Origin of the sequence: Enterococcus sp. RTP21361st1_A6_RTP21361_211029, assembly GCF_040910045.1 — a bacterium.
GTDB classification, from domain to species: Bacteria; Bacillota; Bacilli; order Lactobacillales; family Enterococcaceae; genus Enterococcus_D; species Enterococcus_D gallinarum.
In genome coordinates, this window is record NZ_JBDGBK010000033.1 from 15,901 (window position 1) to 30,773 (window position 14,873).

At 42.5% G+C, this 14,873-nt stretch carries 12 protein-coding genes; 3 read left to right on the forward strand and 9 right to left on the reverse strand.

From position 1 onward, the window contains the following. Positions 1-189: 189 nt before the first annotated feature. From araA to AB5Z52_RS07905, 4 genes are read right to left on the reverse strand one after another with little or no spacing between them, the layout of a single operon-like run. Positions 190-1,614 carry an L-arabinose isomerase gene (araA, locus tag AB5Z52_RS07890; protein WP_137264624.1) on the reverse strand — a complete coding sequence of 475 codons (1,425 nt, stop codon included), beginning with the start codon at positions 1,612-1,614 and terminating at the stop codon, positions 190-192. A gap of 19 nt (positions 1,615-1,633) precedes the next feature. Then, complete coding sequence (locus AB5Z52_RS07895; protein ID WP_137264616.1) at positions 1,634-2,329, reverse strand: L-ribulose-5-phosphate 4-epimerase; 696 nt, start codon at positions 2,327-2,329, stop codon at positions 1,634-1,636. 21 nt (positions 2,330-2,350) lie between these two features. Then, positions 2,351-3,943: a xylulokinase gene (locus AB5Z52_RS07900; protein WP_041119874.1), complete on the reverse strand. Its 1,593-nt coding sequence runs from the start codon at positions 3,941-3,943 to the stop codon at positions 2,351-2,353. A 37-nt stretch (positions 3,944-3,980) separates the two neighbouring features. After that, positions 3,981-5,075: a GntR family transcriptional regulator gene (locus AB5Z52_RS07905; protein WP_003128184.1), complete on the reverse strand. Its 1,095-nt coding sequence runs from the start codon at positions 5,073-5,075 to the stop codon at positions 3,981-3,983. A 154-nt stretch (positions 5,076-5,229) separates the two neighbouring features. Here AB5Z52_RS07905 and AB5Z52_RS07910 point away from each other — a divergent pair, with 154 nt between their 5' ends. Both AB5Z52_RS07910 and AB5Z52_RS07915 read left to right on the forward strand, forming a co-directional pair. Then, positions 5,230-6,135 carry a helix-turn-helix domain-containing protein gene (locus AB5Z52_RS07910; RefSeq protein ID WP_137264617.1) on the forward strand — a complete coding sequence of 302 codons (906 nt, stop codon included), beginning with the start codon at positions 5,230-5,232 and terminating at the stop codon, positions 6,133-6,135. A 108-nt stretch (positions 6,136-6,243) separates the two neighbouring features. Further along, entirely contained in the window at positions 6,244-7,353 is a 1,110-nt protein-coding gene (locus tag AB5Z52_RS07915) for an ABC transporter ATP-binding protein (protein WP_368243696.1), read from the forward strand. Between the two features lie 146 nt (positions 7,354-7,499). On the opposite strand, the gene AB5Z52_RS07920 is transcribed toward AB5Z52_RS07915, so the two are convergent. From AB5Z52_RS07920 to chvE, 5 genes are all read right to left on the reverse strand, one after another. Continuing rightward, on the reverse strand, positions 7,500-8,945 hold the full coding sequence (locus AB5Z52_RS07920) for an alpha-L-fucosidase (RefSeq protein WP_029486307.1): 1,446 nt from the start codon (positions 8,943-8,945) through the stop codon (positions 7,500-7,502). Between the two features lie 236 nt (positions 8,946-9,181). After that, on the reverse strand, positions 9,182-9,514 hold the full coding sequence (locus AB5Z52_RS07925; RefSeq protein WP_003128178.1) for a PTS sugar transporter subunit IIB: 333 nt from the start codon (positions 9,512-9,514) through the stop codon (positions 9,182-9,184). Positions 9,515-9,526: 12 nt separating this feature from the next. Continuing rightward, positions 9,527-10,726 carry a multiple monosaccharide ABC transporter permease gene (gene mmsB / locus AB5Z52_RS07930; protein WP_081131024.1) on the reverse strand — a complete coding sequence of 400 codons (1,200 nt, stop codon included), beginning with the start codon at positions 10,724-10,726 and terminating at the stop codon, positions 9,527-9,529. A gap of 1 nt (position 10,727) precedes the next feature. Next, a complete protein-coding gene (gene mmsA, locus AB5Z52_RS07935) occupies positions 10,728-12,257 on the reverse strand; it encodes a multiple monosaccharide ABC transporter ATP-binding protein (protein ID WP_003128175.1) in 1,530 nt (509 codons plus the stop codon). A 196-nt stretch (positions 12,258-12,453) separates the two neighbouring features. Beyond that, positions 12,454-13,551, reverse strand: coding sequence for a multiple monosaccharide ABC transporter substrate-binding protein (gene chvE / locus AB5Z52_RS07940; RefSeq protein WP_021150554.1), 1,098 nt, complete (start codon positions 13,549-13,551; stop codon positions 12,454-12,456). A gap of 252 nt (positions 13,552-13,803) precedes the next feature. Here chvE and AB5Z52_RS07945 point away from each other — a divergent pair, with 252 nt between their 5' ends. Beyond that, on the forward strand, positions 13,804-14,769 hold the full coding sequence (locus tag AB5Z52_RS07945) for an ABC transporter substrate-binding protein (RefSeq protein WP_021150555.1): 966 nt from the start codon (positions 13,804-13,806) through the stop codon (positions 14,767-14,769). Positions 14,770-14,873 lie beyond the last annotated feature (104 nt).

The window sequence follows — 14,873 nt, forward strand, 5'->3', positions numbered from 1 at the left end:
TAAAAGTCTATGCGTCTCGATTTTAAAAGTCAATTTTGCTGATTGTACACCTTGCATCTCTCTTATGATTTGTCTGCTTCAGCACAAGAAAAAACAAGACCAGAGTTCCTCCCAACATGTTTCAGTATGAGAGGGTTTGGTCTTGTCAGTGTTGGCTCTTTTCTGTTGTCTTGTCTACTTTTTTAATAGCTACTTGATCGTCACATAGTCCAAACCAACGAGTTTTGCCCACGTCTCGATTTGATCTGACGTCAACGCTAATGAAACAACCGTATGATGTCCGCCTCCCGTTTCGATCCATTGTTTGACTCCTTGATGAAAGTCGGGACGAGGCGTCCACATCACGCGAGCCACCGGCAATTTAGGTGCGGCTTCTGTTGGCTCAAAAGCATCGACTTCATTGATCAATAATTTATAGTGAGTGCCAAAGTCGGCCATAGATACAACTACTCCTGCGCCACCTTGTCCGTCAAAGACTAATCGTGCTGGGTCTTCTCGATCCCCCATTGATAGCGGCGAAACGACGATTTTTGGTTTATTGACAGCCAATACTGGATCCACTTCCATCATATGCGACTGCAAGATGGCTTCTTTGCCTTCGGTCAACTCATAGGTATAGTCTTCCATAAAACCGGTTGCTTTATTATGTGCCATGATCTTCATAAGACGATCGATGGCTGCTGTTTTCCAGTCACCTTCACCAGCAAATCCGTATCCTTCCGCCATGAGTCGCTGTACAGCTAATCCTGGTAGCTGTTGCATGCCATAAAGATCTTCAAAGTTGGTCGTAAACGCACTATAGCCTCCTGCTTCTAAGAAACGGCGGATGCCGATTTCTTGTTTGACCTGTACTTTCACATGTGCTTCCCAGATTGCGGCTTCATAATCTCCCTGATCAAACTCATACAAATTATGGTATTCTTCAAACAAGTCATTGATCTCTTCATCGGTCACAGCATCGATTACTTGAACAAGATCACCAATGCCAAAGTAATCCACGGTCCAACCAAATTGGATTTGTGCTTCGACTTTGTCCCCTTCTGTTACCCCAACATTGCGCATGTTGTCGCCGAAACGAGCGACTTTGATAGCAAAACTTTCATTGTAAGCAACCGCCACATCCATCCAAGCTGCGATTTCTTTTTGGACCGTCTCTTTTTTCCAATAACCGACAACGATTTTGTTTTGTTTCTGCAAACGCGCATTGATAAAACCATATTCGCGATCCCCATGAGCTGCCTGATTCAAATTCATAAAGTCCATATCGATGGTCTCCCAAGGAATGCGTTCATTGTATTGAGTCGCCAAATGAAGCAATGGTTTTTGCAGCAGTTTCGTTCCCCGGATCCACATTTTTGCTGGTGAGAAGGTATGCATCCAAGTAATGACACCAGCTACTTCATCCCGATAATTGACTTCCTTCATGATCTTTGTAATCGTGTCCGCAGTGACTGCCAATTCTTGTAAAACGACTGGATAAGGCAGATTTCCACTGTCATTCAAGCGTTTGACCATTTCAGCTGTATGATCGCGGACTTCTTGCAAGGCTTCTTCCCCATATAAGTGCTGAGATCCTACAACGAACCAAAATTCTTTTTTACTGATTGCTAACATATTGTCTGCTCCTTCTTGATTAATTTTGCCCATAGTAGGCATCTTTGCCATGTTTTCGTAGATAATGCTTGTCAAGGATGCGCTGCGGCAGTTCCGGTGCATAACTATTGATCTGACGCGTCACAACGTTCATCTTTGCTACTTCTTCTAAAACGACTGCGTTCATGACTGCACTTTGAGCATCTTTGCCCCAAGTGAATGGACCATGTCCCTGCAGCAAGACGCCGGGAATCTCTAAAGGTTGGATACCGCGTTCCTGGAAAGTTTCAACAATCACGTTTCCAGTCTCTGCTTCATAACCACGGTCAATTTCTTCCTGTGTCAAAAAGCGCGCACAAGGGACACTGCCATAAAAGGTGTCAGCGTGGGTCGTGCCCATTGCCGGCAAATCAACTCCTGCCTGTGCCCAACTTGTTGCCCAAGTGGAGTGGGTATGGACGATGCCGCCAATTTCTGGAAACGCTCGATACAATACAGCGTGAGTAGGGGTATCAGAAGAAGGATTCATCTTTCCTTCAACAACGTTCCCCTCAAAATCGCAGACCACCATATCACTAGCTTGCATCGTTTCATAATCAACCCCACTAGGTTTGATCACAAATAGCTGCTGGCTGCGGTCAACGGCAGACACATTGCCCCAAGTGTATTTGATCAAGCCCTGTTTTGGCAGAGCTAAATTGGCTTGGAAGACGGCTTCTTTCAATTGTTCTAACAAATGACTCACCTCTATTTTTGTTTAAATCAATCCATCGATCGCTGCTTGCTCGATCGGCAGACCGTGTTGGTAGCGCTTAACAAACTCAGTAAAACCAACTATATCCTCAGGTAATGGCGCTAAAGTTGTCCCTTCTTTTCCTTGGAAAACTCTGGATAAAAAGACTGTAAGTGTTTCTTCTACCGATTTTTTTTTCATAAATGCTGCCAGTAAAGCGATGCCCCAAGCACCACCTTCTCCTGCTGTTTCCATCACCGTCACTGGTGCTTCCATCGCAGCAGCCAACACCCGCTGCGCAACAGTCGGAGTCTTGAAAATCCCTCCGTGTCCTACGATTCGGTCGATCTTGACTTGTTCTTTAGTTAGGATATCCATCCCGATCTTCATCGCACCAAACGCACTAAACAAATGGAGCCGCATAAAGTTTGCTAAAGTAAAGCGGCTTTCTGGGGAGCGAACAAACAATGGTCTACCAGCTGCTATTTTTGTAATATTCTCTCCTGAGTAATACCCATAAGACAACAACCCACCACAGTCAGGATCTCCTTTCAGTGCTTGGTTGAACAATGTCGTAAACAGAGCTTCTGTGCTCATTTCGACCCCTGCTGCTTCTACAAATTCCCGAAAAACTTTGACCCATGCATTGATCTCCGAAGTACAATTATTCGTATGAACCATGCCAACTAAATCTCCTGCTGGCGTTGTTACCAGATCAATTTCTGGATAGACTTTAGAGAGACCGCTTTCAAGAACGATCATAGCAAAAGCTGATGTTCCGGCAGAGACATTCCCACTCCTTTGCGCAACACTATTCGTCGCAACCATTCCGGTTCCCGCATCTCCTTCGGGTGGACAGAATGGAATACCCGGCAACAATGTTCCTGTTGGATCTAACCGCAAAGCACCTGCTGCCGACAAAGTGCCTGCTGCTTCACCAGCCACTAAGACTTTGGGCAAAATATCTGCTAACTGCCAAGGTAAATTTTCTGGAAGGATCAGATCATCAAACTGGGCCATCATCTGTCGATCATAGTCTTTTTGTAGGCTGTCGATTGGGAACATTCCCGAGGCATCCCCAATACCGATTACTTTTTCACCTGTCAGCTGCCAATGAACATAGCCCGCTAATGTCGTCAAAAAGTTGACTTCCGGTATATGCGCTTCTTGATTCAAAATGGCTTGGTACAGATGAGCGATACTCCAGCGTTGCGGAATATTGTATTGGAACAATTCAGTTAGAGCCTTTTCGGCTGCTTCTGTGCTGGCATTGCGCCAAGTGCGGAAAGGCACCAATAACTGATCATTCTCATCAAAAGCGAGATACCCATGCATCATAGCGGAAAAACCAATTGAACCAATTCTCGTCAAAGGTTCCCCGTATCGGGATTGAACAGAAGCTGCTAATGCTTGATAGCTTTCTTGGATTCCTTGCCAGACAGATGCCAAAGAATAGGTCCAGACACCATCTAATAACTGATTCTCCCACTCATAACTACCGGTTGCGATGGTTTGAAATTGCTCATCGATCAAGACAGCTTTAATTCTTGTGGATCCTAACTCGATTCCAAGTGCCGTGCGCCCTTCTTGAATCGCTTCACTTATTTGCTGCTCCATTTCTCTTCTCTCCTTTTGAATTTTGATATACATGAAATCACGAATGGCTCATGACGGAGCCGCGAACAATCAATTCTGGCTCATAATAAAACGTTTCTTCCAACGTAGTTCCTGAGGTGACCCATTGTGCCGCTAAAATCCCCATCTCTTCCTTTGGGTGAGCCAGTGTGGTTATTCCTGGTGAAGTCAATGTACTTAAAGGTGAATCATCATTTCCTACAATTGAATAATCTTCTGGTACACGCTTTCCATTGGCTTCTAATTGCTGGATCAACCCATGTGCAATTTCATCGTTATAACAGACGATTCCAGTGATCTCATTCGATTGGTTCAACCGGTCAATCGCTTGTGCAATGACAGCCTCTTTGGTTTCTGTGGTATAAGTCACGACATCTTCAGCAGCAAATGTTTTCTTTGCTTGTTCCAAAGCTTTGACAAAACCTTTCATCCGATATTTCCCTTGTAAATCATCAATTTTAGTGATCAGCATCAAGTGTTGATGCTGCTGTTCCAATAAATAATTCGTGGCTAGATAGCCTGAACGAGTGTCATTGACACAAATATGAGGCAGATCCAGTTCTTCATAGTAGGCATTGATCATCACTAGCGGAATCCCTGCTTCTTTCAATGCCATGTAGTAGGCCAAATTGGGATTGTATTGACTGCTCTTCGTCGGTTCAACGATTAAGCCATCTACTCCTTGGTCCATCATTTGTTGAAGGCAAGCTCGTTCTTGTTCATGGTCATTATTTGTTGATCCCAACAGCAAAGAATAGCCTTGTTCCCGCAATGTCTGCTCGACTCCGCGCATAATTGAAGGGAAGATATAATCCGACAGATACGTCATGATGATGCCAATCGTTTTATGGCTGCGTTGCGGAAGATTCTCAGGTTTTGAAACGTACGTACCAGATCCTCTTTCCTTACGTAAATAGCCTTCGTTTACTAGCAAAGCAATCGCTTGTCGCACGGTATGTCGGCTCAAATGATATTCTTCTTGTAATACAGCCTCCGAAGGAATCGTCATTCCTTCTTTATAGGTTCCTAAACGGATGTTTTCCCGTAATTCATTCGCAAGTTGTTCGTACTTCGTTGTCATATTAATCCCATCTTTCGAAAGTTGTCCGTACATATAGTATATTTAGAATGCGCTTTCTTGTCAATGTAATTTTGTAAAAATCAATTTTTTACCTGAAGCAGAAATATAATAGTCAGTGGCAGCCTCTGCTAAATGCACGATTCGATCAATTGCAACTGTTCAGAAAAGATGAATTGCTATACAATAAATGACAACGACAGCAAAGGAGGTTCTTCCTATTTTCTCTTTTAAAGATATTAAAGAAAATTACCCAAACGCTGCTTTGCATCCAGCAAAATCAACAGATCCAGGAATCGAATCGATTCCATTTGGTCAGAAATTCATCTGGCTGCCTACTGCCGATCTATCGGCAAAAGAAAGAATCATGCTGCAATTAGGCAGCGGTGCACTGTTTCCGGTAATCGACAACCGTTTTCGACCATGGTACCCGATTTTATTTGAACATCAGCCGATAAATGAGACCGGTGATTATCGTTTGTTGCAAGTGAAATTTACGAGTGGGATCGATTTATTGCAGACTGAGTGGCTGCAAGAGATCCAGCAAATGCTCCCCCATGTCGTCGACCTCTTTTTTGTTACCGAAGACAGTGCGTTGATTGTTGAACAGCGGGTTGGTGAGAACTTGCGCTTAGATGAACTGGATGGTTTATTTGTTGCTTTAGATATGGATTTTGACTGCTACTCGCATTTATTTGTAGGGCCGTTTCACCATTCGAGCCATGATTTCACACTTCTGCTGACTGAAGAAATGACTCTTTTTCAACAATTGACTCGACAAACCAATTTAAAAAGTTTGGATCTGGCTACATCTCTAATCCATTTGCTAAGCACTGCCGGTTCCGACTATCAACTATTATTTCGAACACTTTATCAGGATTGGTTTCAGGAAAGCGATCTTATCCATTTGATCGAGTCGCTGTGGAAAAATCAAGGAAATGCCAGTTCTACAGCCAAGTCACTCTTCATGCATCGCAATACACTACTTTATAAGATCGATAAATTCCAAAGTATGACTAATCTGAACTTAAAAGAAATGGATGATCTGCTGCTGTGCTATTTTCTTATCAAAAATTTCGCTCATCCAGCCGATTGAACAACTTGCACAAGAAAACGTTTTTTTTCTTGTGCATATTTCCGTTGCTGAATCAAAGCGTTTTCATTTATGATACAGGTGTAAACTAAATGGAAAGAGGTAATCCTAATGGTAGAAATGGCTCTGAAACACGTGCATAAAAAATACGACAACAATGATAATTATTCTGTAACAGATTTTAATTTAGATATTTCTGATCGCGAGTTTATTGTTTTTGTTGGACCTTCCGGTTGCGGAAAGTCAACAACGCTGCGGATGATCGCTGGATTAGAAGATATTTCTGAAGGAGAATTATCCATCGGCGGCAAAGTAATGAACGATGTCGCACCAAAAGATCGTGATATTGCCATGGTATTCCAGAACTATGCGTTGTATCCACATATGACAGTTTTCAACAACATGGCTTTCGGATTGAAATTACGTAAATACGATAAAGAAGAAATCAAAAAACGGGTAGAAAATGCTGCCGAGATCTTAGGATTGACAGAATATCTAGACCGTAAACCAGCCGCACTATCTGGTGGACAACGTCAACGGGTAGCTTTGGGTCGTGCCATCGTACGTGATGCCAAAGTCTTCTTGATGGATGAACCTTTGTCAAACTTAGATGCGAAATTGCGGGTAGCAATGCGTGCGGAGATTGCGAAACTGCATCAACGTCTTGAAACAACTACGATTTATGTAACCCATGACCAAACAGAAGCGATGACAATGGCAGACCGAATCGTTATTATGAAAGACGGATTTATTCAACAAATCGGTTCACCGAAAGAAGTGTACAACTCACCTAAAAATATGTTTGTTGCCGGCTTTATCGGTTCACCTGCTATGAACTTCTTTACAGTTACTTTGAAAAACGGCATGATCTCAGACGGCCATGGATTAAACTTACGTATTCCTGAAGGCAAAAACAAAGGCCTTATCGAAAAAGGGTACGAAGGCAAGGAATTAGTCTTTGGTATCCGTCCAGAAGATATCCACAGCGAACAAATCGCATTGGAAGCTTCACCAGAAGCAACTGTCCGTGCAGAAGTAGTCGTTTCTGAACTGCTTGGTGCTGAAACAATGCTTTATACAAAGATTGGTTCCACTGAGTTTATCTCTAAAGTAGATGCTCGTGACTTCCATCGTCCAGGTGAAGTGATTGATCTTGCTTTCAACATCAACAAAGCCCACTTCTTTGATAAGACATCTGAGAATGTGATCACGTTACCTTAATTTGTAGTTTTCTTGCACTGTCCTTGGTTTGCCCCCTAGACAGTTGCAATTAACTAATATCCACTTTTATTCCTTATTTGTATCCCCTGAAAACAGACAGCCCTGCGGCTGTCTGTTTTTGGGTGGATTCTCTTTAGGTGAAGGGACTACTTTGAAGCTCTCTTCTCAAGAAAGCGTACATAAAATTTTTTGATCGTTGGGTATTGACGATATGCCAAGAAAACAACTTTGATTCTTTTAGTAGTAACTGGGTCGACATCAATGATTTTCTTATACCCGACAGTTCCGCATTCTGCTAAAAAGCAATCCTTGCCATCTTTTTCATAATAAAGTACTGCTTTTTCAATTCTCTGACTCTCGCGGATTTCTTCTTGTAAAATCACTGTATTGATTTGTGTTGGTTGTGCAAAAGTCACTGTTACCCACGGCTCATGATCGTTATCCGCAGGTTGCCAATACGTCTTCTTTGATGAGGTAACCTTCTGCAGGCTTTCTTGATCCCAGGGTGATTTTTGGGAAGAAGCTGTGATCTGTCCTTGGTACAACGGCTGATCCGTTTGTAATGGCCGTAGATATTGCCCTAATTGCATCAGTGACTGCTGATCTTTCGGGTGGATCGCCCCATTGGGCATTGGCGGAACATTTAATAAAAATACCGCGTTTCCTCCTACCGCTTTCCGATACAAAGAAAATAATGTTTCGGCACTTTTCACTGCTGTATCCTCTTCCGGATGATAAAACCAGCCGGGTCTGATTGATAGATTGACCTCTGCGGGATACCAGACTAAATCTCTGTTGGAATCGTAGTTTCTCAATACAGATCGGCTACCTAAATCTTCTGCCATACTTGAGATTGTCGTCCGGAATTCTGCTGTGTCTGTTTGTTGTGATTTTTCGGCCGTCTTTTCGGCATCCAATAGCTCACGGGGAACGACACTCCACTCATTCTGCCTTGTGTGCCCGGCTTCATTTCCGATCCAGCGAACATCTGGACCGCAAACGGCAATCACAGCATCCGGCTGTAATTGCCGAATCTGTTGATAATATCTTTGCCAGTCATAAAACTGCCGCTTTCCGTTAGGTCCTTCTCCATTGGCTCCATCAAGCCACACTTCTGCTATTTCACCATACTGCGTCAATAATTCTGTCAATTGACCCACATACACCTCGTTATAGGCCTGTCCGGTGCCGTAGCTTGCGGCGTGCTGATCCCACGGAGAAAGATAGATGCCAAACGCCATCCCTGCTTCTTGACAAGCCTCCGACAATTCTTTGACTAAATCTCCTTTGCCATTTTTCCAAGGTGTATAAGCGACTGTCTGCTGCGAATAGTTGCTGGGCCATAAACAGAAGCCATCATGGTGCTTACAGGTTAAGATCATCCCTTTCATCCCACTGCATTTGCAAAGCGTGACCCACTCTTTACAGTCCACTGCTTGCGGGTCAAATAGTGCTAAGGATTCTCTCCCATTTCCCCATTCCCGATTCGTCATGGTATTCAAGCCAAAATGAATAAAGCCATAAAATTCCCGTGCTTGCCATAGTAGTTGACGGTAACTCGGACGGATCGCCGTCAATTCTTCAACTTTCATCGCACTTCCCCTTTCTCCAACTGATTGTCAGCAAACTGGAACCCATTCAGATAAGTGTTCTTACTGGCGATGGCTCACTAACCGCAGTTGTTTTGTTTTTGGTCTTTACAGCAAATAGAGTAGTAGATGCCAAATGAATTGACAAGCCACTACTCTAAATTACATAGTTTAGTTTGTTTCACATAGTTTTTTTCCACAGGTTGCGTTCAGGATTGCAACACCAGAATAGCCGAGAACTAATTCAACTGCAATAATGTTAAACTATCTGCTAAGACCGCTTCACCATCAAGAAGCTCGTAATCTTCTGGTGTGATTAGTTTATACGGAACTGCTTTATAGTTCAAAAAATCTTTTAAGCGATTGATTTCATATTTCGATTGTGGTCCAATCAGTAATGCATCAACAGTCTGATTTTGAATGATTTGTTCAGCAATGATTGCTGGTGCTGAATAAATATGGACAGTTATTCCTTGTTCATCCGCTGCTCGCTGCATGTTTTTCACTAATAGACCTGTTGTGATGCCTGCTGTACAGATCAATAAGATCGTCTTTTGTGCTTCTGTCCCCATATTTACAGCCTCCTAAGATATTTTCTTTTTCTTATTATAAATATCTAAGACAACTGCTAACAGCAAGATCAATCCTTTGATTGCCTGTTGCCAGTCGACCCCTACACCTAGAATCGACATCCCATTATTCAGTACTCCCATCACTAATCCGCCGACGATCGCACCCATGATCGTTCCGATTCCGCCAGAAGTTGAGGCACCGCCAAAATAAACGGCAGCCATGGCATCCAGTTCCATAGAGGTTCCTGCTTGTGGTGTCGCAGCGTTCAATCGGGCAGCCAAAACCAAACCTGCCAATGCCGCCATCGCGCCCATATTGACAAAGACCCAGAAAGTGATTTTTTTCGTTTTGATTCCTGACAGTTCAGCGGCTTTCCTATTTCCACCAGTTGCATAGATTTGACGACCGGCAACTGTTTTATTTGTTAAGAATCCATATGCTGCGACGATGACTCCTAATAAAATCAAGATGATCGGGTAACCCTGATAAGAAGCGAACACATAAGTTGCGCCAATGAAAACGACGCCGATGAAAAGAGCTTTGAACAAAAAGGTACTGGTGGACTCTACTTCAAACAAATTTTTCTTGCGGCGTTCCCGGGTTCGCCATTGACCAAAAATCAATAGTGCCGTGATACCGACACCGATAATCATTGAAAGGAGATGAATATGATCGCCGCTGACAATATCAGGTAAATAGCCTGTTGAAATTTTTTGAAACGAGGTAGGAAATGGTGCTAAAGATTGTCCTCCCAGAACGACTTGAGTCAATCCACGGAACATCAACAGTCCAGACAACGTAACAATAAAAGCAGGAATCCCCACATAAGCTACCCAGAAACCTTGCCAAGCGCCAATCAACGCACCAATCAGTACACATAATGGCACAGCCACCCAGGGACTCATGCCATTATTGACCATCAAGACGCCGGCGATTGCGCCAACAAACGCCATGACAGATCCGACAGACAAATCGACATGCCCTAACAAGACAACTAGTAACATCCCCGCAGCTAAAACCAATATATGACTATTTTGCAAAACAAGATTGGTGATGTTCAATGGTCGCCAGAAAATACCATCTGTCATTGCTTGAAAGGCAATCAATAAGACGACCAGGATAATAATCATGCTGTATTTGCTAAAAATCTCTAACGCTTTGTCTTTGATAGAATGTTTTTGCACTTTTTTTAATTTATTCGTTGTTTCCATCCTAAACCCCACTCTCTTCTAATGTCATCAAGTTCATCAGCAGTTCTTGATCCGCATCTTGCCGCAATACTTCTCCTGTAAAACGCCCTTCATTCATCGTATAGATCCGGTCACACATACCCAAAAGTTCCGGCAGCTCGGAGGAAATGATACAGATTGCTTTACCCGCAGATGCCATTTCTTCAATGATCGTATAAATTTCATATTTTGCTCCAACATCGATTCCTCGTGTTGGCTCATCTAAAAATAAAATATCCGGTTCCGTCATCAACCACTTAGCCAAAACAACTTTTTGCTGGTTTCCGCCGCTAAGGCTGCCAACATTTTGATAGATTGAATTGGTTTTCGTCCGCATTTTTTTGCGGTATTCTTCTGCCAAAATTACTTCTTTCTCTTTGTCCAAAACACCGTTGCGACTGATTTTATTCAGACTAGCAATCGTTGTGTTCTCCCGAATGTCCATCAATAGATTAAGTCCTAATGCTTTACGGTCCTCTGAGACATACGCAAGCCCATTTCTAACGGCAGCTGGAACATCTTTTACGGAGATTTGTTGCCCTTCTTTATAGACTTCGCCCGTGATATTGCTGCCATAGGAATGCCCAAAGACACTCATCGCAAATTCTGTTCGTCCCGCGCCCATAAGCCCAGCAATGCCGATGATTTCTCCTTTGCGGATCATCAAATTGAGGTCTTCGTTCACGATTCGATTTGTATCGATAGGATGATGAACGGTCCAATTCTTCACTTCAAAAAAAGGATCACCAATCTGGGGATGCCGTTCCGGATAGCGATTCGTCAAGTCACGACCAACCATCCCGCGAATGATTCGCTCTTCAGAAATCTGATTGCCAGCCATCGTTTCAATGGTTTGTCCATCGCGCAAAATCGTGATGCGATCGGCGACATTGACTATTTCATTCAACTTATGAGAAATAATGATGGAAGTAATCCCTTGATTACGAAATTCTTTGATCAATTCTAGTAAATTGGCACTTTCTTCTTCATTCAGAGCGGCTGTTGGTTCATCTAAAATCAATAATCGGACTGATTTAGAAAATGCTTTGGCGATCTCTACTAGCTGCTGCTGCCCTACACCGATTTGTGAAACCAATGTATTAGGATCAAGACGCAAGCCAACTGTTTTTAATAAATTATCGGTCTTCTTTTCTGTGATATTCCAATCGATGATGCCATTTTTGGCTTGTTCATTTCCTAAAAAAATATTCTCTTTGATGGATAAATAAGGACTTAAAGCCAGCTCTTGATGAATGATTACGATCCCTTTTTCTTCGCTATCTCGTAAATCTTTAAATTTACAGAGCTCTCCTTCGTAATATATTTCACCTTCATACGTGCCATGTGGATACAAACCGCTTAGCACATTCATCAATGTAGATTTTCCTGCGCCGTTTTCACCACATAGCGCATGGATCTCACCACGTTCGATCGAAAGATTTACATTGCTTAATGCTCGTACGCCTGAAAATTCTTTGACGATATTCTTCATTTCGAGAATATAATCTGCCATGTCCTTTCACCCTTTTCTTTTTATGTAGTCAGAGATTCTGCAGAAGAAATAAAATGATCCATTCAAAAGAACGGCTCTTTGACAAACAAGAAAGAACAGGGCAAAACATTGGAGTATCCGCTGATCTGCCCCGATCATTATCCCTTCAGCTGCTCTTTTACCTTTTTTGCGCTTTTGACAGCCCCACTGTCAACAACTAGCCCAGATCTTTTTCCGTGTAATAGTCACTGTCCACAAGCTCTTCTTTATAATTGCTGCTATCTACAGAGACTGGATTAGATAGATAGGTCGGTACCACTTTGACCCCATTGTCATAAGTTTCGGTATCATTGACTGGGACTTCTTCGCCATTGGCGATTGCTTCGATCATTTCGATCGTGTTTTTGGCTAGAACTCGGGTATCTTTGAAAATCGTTTGCGTTTGTTCTCCAGCAATGATCGATTTAACTCCAGCAATGGTTGCATCTTGTCCTGTAATTACAGGTAATGGTTTTTCAGAAGAACCATACCCCACACCTTTTAGGGATGAGATGATTCCTAAACTGATTGGATCATAAGGAGAAAGAACGGCATCTAATGTTTTATCGGTATAGTTGGCACTCAATAAGTTGTCCATCCGTGCCTGTGCAGTAGAACCATCCCAGCGCAGTGTTGCGATTTGGTTGAAATTCGTCTGACCCGAAGGAACCACTAATTGACCACTATCAATATACTGTTGAAAAACAGACATCACGCCATTGTAATTGATCAACGCATTGTTATCATCCGGTGAACCACCAAACAATTCGATATTGAAGGGTCCTTTTCCATCTTTCAGGCCTAGCTTGTCTTCAATATAAGAAGCTTGTAAAACACCCACACCGAAATTGTCAAAGGTTGCATAGTAATCGACGTACTCCGAATTCATCAATAACCGATCATAAGCAATCACTTTGATGTCCTCGTTATGAGCCTTTTCGAGAACATCGGTAAGCGCGGAACCATCAATAGAAGCAATCACTAATGTATCGACGCCTTTAGTGATCATGTTTTCAATTTGAGCGACCTGATTCTCAACCTTATCTTCGCCATATTGCAAGTCTGTTTTGTAGCCTAACTTTTCCAGTTCATCTACCATATTGTTTCCATCGGCAATCCAACGTTCTGCTGATTTTGTAGGCATAGCGATTCCCACAAACCCTTTGTCCCCGCTGCTGGCTCCACCACTATCTGAGCCGTTTCCGCAAGCTGCCAACATCCCTCCCAAGAGAACGGTTGAAGCGATACCTACGATTTTTTTCATTGTGCTTTTCATTTATTGATCCCTCCATACTTTTACTTACAGGCTAAGTATAGAAAAAACAGCAATCGCTTACATTAACTATTTTTGGTAGTTTCTTTGATTTCTTGGGACATTGGAATTCAAACCTTGATTTTCTTTCGATTACCTTGTTTTTTTTCGGAATCTTGAAATTAAGAAAAGCGCTTACCTTTTTTTGGTAAAATAGAGGTCGGGGGTGAAATTATGGATAAAAAAAGGTTACACATCTTCCTTTCGATCCTGCTTATGACCAGTCTTAGCGCCTGCCAACGACCAGCTGAGGGGACCAATGAATCTGCTAAAGAGAGCATTGTCATTGGCTTTTCGCAATCTGGTACAGAAAGCAGTTGGCGTAAACGTCATACTGAATCGATTCGGACAGAGTTAGAGAAAGAAGGGTATGAAGTACTTTATCGAAATGGCTATATGAATCAAGAAAGACAGATCCAAGATATCCGCAGTTTTATCGTTTACCAAGTAGATGCAATCGTCTTTACTCCATTACAAGAAGATGGTTGGGAACCAATACTCGAAGAGGCGGCCAATGCAGGTATCCCTGTTTTTATCGTTGATCGTCATGTGGATCTGGCAGATCCTTCCTTATTTTTGACACATATCGGTCCTAGTTTCAAAGCGGAAGGCAATCGAGCTGGCCTTTATGTCAGCAATTATTTCAAGCATCATGAAAATGAAACGATCAACGTGCTGGAGTTGACCGGACTCAGTGATACATCCCCTACGCAACTACGTTCAGATGGCTTTCGAGAAACCATCAAACGAGATTATGCGAAAAACAATGTCACTATTCAAGTAACTGATGCCTTGAATGGCGACTTCATTCGTAGAAAAGGCAAAGAAGTGATTGAACAATATATTGCAGAAGGAAAAATGGCCGACATCGATGTTTTATTCAGTCATAACGATGAAATGACTATCGGCGCGTTAGAAGCCTTGAAACAAACAGATATCGTCCCTGGAAAAGACATTGTTATCGTTACGATTGATGCTCAAAAAGAAATGATCGACAATTTGAAAAACGGCATCGTTAATTGCGTTGTTGAATGTAATCCCGATGCTGGTATCTTCGTTAAAAATGCTATTTCCCGTTATTTAAGTCGGGGCAGAAGTGCAGTTCCAAAAGAAATCTATGTCCACGAGACAGTTTTTTCAAGTGATATGGATTTTGACCAGATTCCACCCCGAAATTATTAAGGAGTTATTCATGAAAAAGACAAGTATACAGACTGTAGACAAAGTCCATTTTATGGATGATGTCTACAGTCTTTTCTTTTATAATAGATTTATGAAAACGAATG